Origin of the sequence: Dietzia sp. CQ4 (assembly GCF_014145125.1) — a bacterium.
Taxonomy (GTDB): Bacteria; Actinomycetota; Actinomycetes; order Mycobacteriales; family Mycobacteriaceae; genus Dietzia; species Dietzia natronolimnaea.
Genome location: NZ_JAALDZ010000251.1, coordinates 1 through 5,845 on the forward strand (window position 1 = coordinate 1; position 5,845 = coordinate 5,845).

The window sequence follows — 5,845 nt, forward strand, 5'->3', positions numbered from 1 at the left end:
GTGCCCGACGGCGATGTCCGGTCGCGAGGCGGTGCGCATGCCCGCCCCGACCGCGTCCACGACCTCGCTCATGCCGTCGCGGGTCTCGAAGACCACTGCGGCGATGCCGGTGGCGTCGACGAGTCGCTCCAGCGGCTGCCTGGCGGCCCGGGCCAGGTCGACCTCGGCGGACAGCGACGCGGCGACCGAGCGCATCCGGGGCCCTGCGCGCCACCCGCCCTCGAGCTTCTCGGCCCACTGCTCGGCCTGCATCTCGGCGAGCACGGCGTGCAGGGTCGAGCGACTGGCCCCGGTGGCCCGGGCGATCTCGGCGAGGGGCAACGGCGGGCCCTCGATCGACAGCGCCTCGATCACGGAGAGCACGCGGTGGGTGGGTTCGTGTCGCATATCCGACAGCCTATGTCGACATGCGGACGATCTGCCCGGGATTGCCGTCTCCGAGATGTAAATCGGGCCGCTCGGGGAGCACGATGGTCTCCGAGCCGGACCGCAGACAGACCTGTCTGCGGTCTGCTGTCCGGTCACGCCGGACGAGCCCACGACATTGGAGGTCGCATGACAGCGAGGACGGCGGTGACGCTCTCGCACCTCGACGCACTCGAGGCCGAGTCCGTCCACATCTTCCGCGAGGTAGCCGCGCAGTTCGAACGCCCGGGGATGCTGTTCTCCGGCGGCAAGGACTCCGTGGTGATGTTCCACCTGGCGCGCAAGGCGTTCTGGCCGGCGCCCATGCCGTTCCCGCTCATGCACGTCGACACCGGTCACAACTTCGACGAGGTCATCGAGTACCGGGACCGGGTGGTCGAGGAGACCGGGGTCCAGCTGCTCGTGTCGTACGTCCAGGACGACATCGACGCCGGCCGCGTGGTCGAGGAGACGGGCGTCGGCACCAGCCGTAACCGACTCCAGACCGCCGCCCTGCTGCGCGGCATCCAGGAGAACCGCTTCGACGCCGTGTTCGGCGGCGCCCGCCGCGACGAGGAGAAGGCCCGCGCCAAGGAGCGCGTCTTCTCCTTCCGTGACGCGTTCGGCGCCTGGGACCCGCGCGCACAGCGCCCCGAGCTGTGGAAGCTGTACAACGGCAACCACCGCAAGGGCGAGCACATCCGGGTGTTCCCGCTGTCCAACTGGACCGAGCTGGACATCTGGCAGTACATCGAGCGGGAGGACATCGACCTGCCGCCGATCTACTACGCGCACCAGCGCGAGGTGATCGAGCGCGACGGGATGCTCCTGGCCAAGACGCGGTTCCTCGAGACCCTTCCGGGCGAGGAGGCGCGCACCGAGCTCGTCCGTTTCCGCACCGTCGGCGACGCCACCTGCACCGGGTGTGTGGAGTCCGACGCCGCCGACAACGCCGCCGTCGTGGCCGAGGTCGCGGGGACCCGCGTCACCGAGCGCGGCGCCACCCGTGCCGACGACCGGATCTCCGAGGCCGGCATGGAAGACCGCAAGAAGGAAGGCTACTTCTGATGAGCTCCGCCACCACGGCATCGTCCGCGACCAGCGGGTCGACGCTCGCCACCGCCTCGACTCTCACCCCGGAGCAGTTGAGCACCATGTCCGAGCACGCCCAGCTGCTGCGCATCGCCACCGCGGGGTCGGTCGACGACGGCAAGTCGACCCTCATCGGGCGCCTGCTCTACGACTCCAAGGGGATCTTCGAGGACCAGCTCGCCTCGATCGAGGCCACCTCGGCCAAGCGCGGTGACGAGTACACCGACCTCGCGCTGCTCACCGACGGGCTGCGCTCCGAGCGCGAGCAGGGCATCACGATCGACGTGGCCTACCGCTACTTCTCGAGCCCGCGCCGCAAGTTCATCATCGCCGACACCCCGGGCCACGTGCAGTACACGCGCAACATGGTCACGGGCGCCTCGACGGCCGACGTGGCGATCATCCTGGTCGACGCCCGCAAGGGGGTGCTGGAGCAGACGCGCCGGCACGCGTTCCTCTCCGCGCTGCTGGGCATCCCGCGCCTGGTCGTGGCCGTCAACAAGATGGACCTGGTCGACTACGACGAGGCCACCTACGAGGCCATCCGCTCCGAGTTCACCGACTTCGCCGCCAAGCTCGAGGTCCACGACGTGACGTTCGTGCCGCTGTCCGCGCTCAAGGGCGACAACGTGGTCGACCGCACTGATTCGATGCCCTGGTACACGGGCCCGGCCCTGCTCGACCATCTCGAGAACGTGCACATCGCCTCGGACCGCAACCTGACCGACGTCCGGTTCCCGGTGCAGTACGTGATCCGCCCCCAGCGCGCCGACGGCCTGGACCACCGGTCCTTCGCCGGCACCGTCGCCGGGGGCATCATGAAGGTCGACGACGAGGTGGTGGTCATGCCGTCCGGTCGGCAGTCCACCATCAAGGCCATCTGGGGCCCGGGCGGCTCGGAACTGGACGAGGCGGCGGCACCGGCCGCGGTGACCATCGCACTCAACGACGAGATCGACATCGTCCGCGGTGAGATGATCGCCCGACCCGGCAACCGCCCGCACCAGGGCACCGAGCTGGAGGCCATGGTCTGCTGGTTCGCCGACGACTCCACGCTCACGCCCAACAAGCGGTACGTCGTCAAGCACACCACCCGCGACACCAAGGCGATCGTCACGGGCCTGGAGTACCGGCTCGACATCAACACCCTGCACCGCGACCCCGACTCCACCGAGCTGGGGCTCAACGAGATCGGCCGCATCGGCCTGCGCACGCAGACGCCGCTGATGTACGACCCGTACCGCCGTAACCGCGACACCGGCGCGTTCATCCTCGTGGACGAGCTCACCGGCAACACCGTGGGCGCGGGCATGATCATCGGCCCCGCCACCACCGGTTCCAACGTGGTGTGGCACGCCGGCGCCGTCCAGCGCGGAGACCGCGGGCAGGGTCGCACGCTGTGGCTCACGGGCCTGTCGGGCTCGGGCAAGTCCACGGTCGCCTCCGAGGTGGAGCGACTGCTCATCGAGTCCGGGCACCCCGCCTACATCCTCGACGGCGACAACCTGCGGCACGGCCTCAACGCCGACCTCGGGTTCTCGGCCTCCGACCGGGCGGAGAACATCCGCCGCACCGCGGAGGTGGCGGCGCTGTTCGCCGACGCCGGCGTCGTCGTCATCTGTTCCCTCATCTCCCCGATGCGCGCCGACCGCGACAAGGCGCGCAGCGTCCACGCCGCGGCCGACCTGCCCTTCACCGAGGTGTTCGTGGACACCCCGTTGGCCGAGTGCGAGGCGCGCGACCCCAAGGGGCTCTACGCCAAGGCGCGGGCGGGAGAGATCCCCGAGTTCACCGGCGTGTCCGCGCCATACGAGCCGCCGCTGACCCCCGACCTGCACATCCGGCCGGAGGACGGCACCGCGGAAGAGGTGGCTCAGCGGATCGTCAGCTCGATCCTCGGGGTCTGACCCGGTGCCGGAGGCGCTCTGGACCTACGACTCGCTGGGTCTGCTGGTCGTCAGCGCGGTGATCGGCGTGGTCATAGGTCTGACGGGGATGGGCGGCGGGGCGTTGATGACGCCCGCGCTCATCCTCGTGGGGATCCCGCCCACCGCCGCCGTGGCCAACGATCTGGTGGTCAACGCGGTGAACAAGGTCATCGGGGCCGGCGTGCACTGGAAGCACGGCAAACCCAACCTGAAGATCGCGTTCTGGCTGATCCTGGGTTCGGTCCCGACGGCCTATCTGGGGGCCTGGCTGGTGCACGCGGTGGGAGCCGACGACGTCCAGGGTCTGCTGAAGAAGGCGATCGGCGGCACGCTCATCGTGGCGTCTTCCGCCTATTTCCTGCGCGCGTTCTTCGAGATGGCCGGCAAGATCCGCACGGGCAGCGACCCGAACCCGCCCGTCAAGCCGCTGATCACCCTGCTGGTCGGAGTCATCGGCGGGCTGATGGTGGGCATCACCTCGGTGGGTTCCGGCACGGTCATCATGATGTGCATCATGCTTCTGTACCCGACCCTGGCCGCGCTGCGGCTGGTGGGCACCGACCTCGTGCAGGCGGTCCCGCTGGTGATCGCGGCGGCGATCGGGCACGTGATGGTGACCGGCGTCGACTGGAATCTTCTGGTGCCCCTGCTGATCGGCGGGGCGATCGGGACGTACGTCGGGTCGAAGTTCGCCGGACGGGTACCGCAGGGACTGATCCGGCGGGGCATCACCATCGTGTTGGCGGTCACCGCCTCGGCGATGCTCGGGGCCTCGCCTGCACTGATCGGCGCCATCGCGCTGGTGCTGGTGACGGTCGGGCCGCTGGTGTGGCGGGCGCTGGTGCGCAGGTATTCGGTGCACCTCGACGAGCCGCCCGCGCGCTCCCGGGCCCGCGTCTGACGGGTTGCCGGCCCACGCCGGTCAGGGTGCCGTGCCGGTCAGGGTGCCGTGCCGGGCGTCGCCGCTCAGGTGGTCGTGACCAGCACCGGATCGGGGGTCCGCTCACGGCGGACGGCGCGGACGGCGTGGGCCACCAGCACGATCCACGCCAGGAACAGTGTCCCGAGCACGGGGGCGATCACCAGTGCGCCGGCGCCGGTGGAATTCAGCAGGGTGAACGTGTTGGTGATGATGATGAGCCCGCCGGCGGCAGTGCCCAGGACCCGCGGCGACAGGTGGCGCACCATCCAGGCGGCGAACGGCGCGGCGATCACGCCGCCGACCAGCAGCGCGGCCGCGAACGCCCAGTTGATGCCGGCGGCGCCGAGGCCGAAGAGGAAGCCGATCGAGGCGCTCACCGCCACCACGAACTCCGAGGCGCTGATGGAGCCGACCACCTTGCGGGGCTCGACCCGACCCGATGAGAGCAGGGTGGTCGTTCCCACCGGGCCCCATCCGCCGCCACCGAACGCGTCGAGGGTTCCGCCGGCGAAGCCGAGTGGGACGAGGAAGCGCGCCGAGATCTGACCGGAGAACTGGGGCCGCCTGCCGCCGAGTCGCAGGAAGCGATAGAGGACGTAGAAGCCGAGCACGAGCAGGAGCGAGGCGACGATGGGCTTGGCCGCCGCGCTGGACAGCCGGGTCAGCGCGGTCGCGCCGATGAAGGCACCCACCGCACCCGGTCCGGCGAGGATCGCGACGATGCGCCAGTCCACGTTCCCGAACTTGTGGTGGGAGATCCCCGAGGCGAGCGTGGTGCCGATCTGGGCGAAGTGCACGGCGGCCGACGCGGCGGCGGGGGCGATGCCGGCGGCCACGAGGATGGTCGTCGAGGTGACGCCGTATCCCATGCCGAGCGAGCCGTCGACCAGCTGGGCCAGGAGTCCGGCGAAGCCGAGGACGAGCAGGGTGGGCACGGGGGGATCCTCCGACGTCGGTCGATGACACTGTCACTCCCGGTGGCCGCCTGTCGGCCGGAGGGAGAGACCCTCCGGCCATTAAGGCATTAAACCGAGCTGTTCAGTAGACATTAACATCTGACCGCGGTGGGAGCCACCGGTGAGTCAGCGGATCCGGGTCCCGTCCGTCAGCGGGGCTCCCAGGCGTCGTCGTCGAGGGTGAGCGCGTGGACGTCGGGGGGCAGCCGGCCCTCGGCCAGATCCGAGAGCGACACCGCGTCCATGACCCGCCGCAGGGAGGCCCTCGAGGCGATCCACACGTGCTGGAGGACAGCGGCGCGCTCGTTGTAGTCGACCGCCTCGGGGCGTACGTCGTAGACGCTGACGAGGGGGCCGTCGACCGCGCGCAGGACGTCCGCGACGGTGACGCCCCCCGCGTCCTGGGCGAGCGTCCAGCCGCCGGTCTTGCCCCGCCTACTGGCCACGATGCCGGCCCGCCGCAGGTCCGACAGGATGGACTGGAGGAACCCGTGCGGGATGTCCTGCAGCCGCCCCAGTTCCTCGGCGCTGATCGGGTTCTC

The 5,845-nt window shown here is 70.3% G+C and carries 6 protein-coding genes; 3 read left to right on the forward strand and 3 right to left on the reverse strand.

Annotation, left to right across the window (positions count from 1 at the left end; translation table 11 throughout):
• A partial coding sequence (locus G6031_RS13860) for a helix-turn-helix domain-containing protein (protein ID WP_182653572.1) occupies nucleotides 1-387 on the reverse strand: 387 nt, incomplete at its 3' end.
• Between the two features lie 168 nt (nucleotides 388-555).
• Here G6031_RS13860 and cysD point away from each other — a divergent pair.
• From cysD to G6031_RS13875, 3 genes are all read left to right on the forward strand, one after another.
• Nucleotides 556-1,473, forward strand: coding sequence for a sulfate adenylyltransferase subunit CysD (gene cysD, locus G6031_RS13865; RefSeq protein WP_095718176.1), 918 nt, complete (start codon nucleotides 556-558; stop codon nucleotides 1,471-1,473).
• Nucleotides 1,474-1,559: 86 nt separating this feature from the next.
• Complete coding sequence (gene cysC / locus G6031_RS13870) at nucleotides 1,560-3,404, forward strand: adenylyl-sulfate kinase (protein WP_182653575.1); 1,845 nt, start codon at nucleotides 1,560-1,562, stop codon at nucleotides 3,402-3,404.
• A gap of 4 nt (nucleotides 3,405-3,408) precedes the next feature.
• Nucleotides 3,409-4,326: a sulfite exporter TauE/SafE family protein gene (locus tag G6031_RS13875; RefSeq protein WP_179523230.1), complete on the forward strand. Its 918-nt coding sequence runs from the start codon at nucleotides 3,409-3,411 to the stop codon at nucleotides 4,324-4,326.
• Between the two features lie 65 nt (nucleotides 4,327-4,391).
• Here G6031_RS13875 and G6031_RS13880 read toward each other — a convergent pair whose 3' ends face one another.
• The gene (locus G6031_RS13880) at nucleotides 4,392-5,282 is read right to left on the reverse strand and encodes a TSUP family transporter (protein WP_182653573.1); all 891 of its coding nucleotides are present in this window, start codon (nucleotides 5,280-5,282) and stop codon (nucleotides 4,392-4,394) included.
• A gap of 170 nt (nucleotides 5,283-5,452) precedes the next feature.
• Nucleotides 5,453-5,845: Rrf2 family transcriptional regulator (locus G6031_RS13885; protein ID WP_182653574.1), on the reverse strand; the 393-nt coding region annotated here is incomplete at its 5' end.

Bases quoted from the DNA above. Each gene is read 5' to 3' on its own strand.
- cysD (WP_095718176.1), top strand. From the start codon at position 556: ATGACAGCGAGGACGGCGGTGACGCTCTCGCACCTCGACGCACTCGAG.
- cysC (WP_182653575.1), top strand. From the start codon at position 1,560: ATGTCCGAGCACGCCCAGCTGCTGCGCATCGCCACCGCGGGGTCGGTC.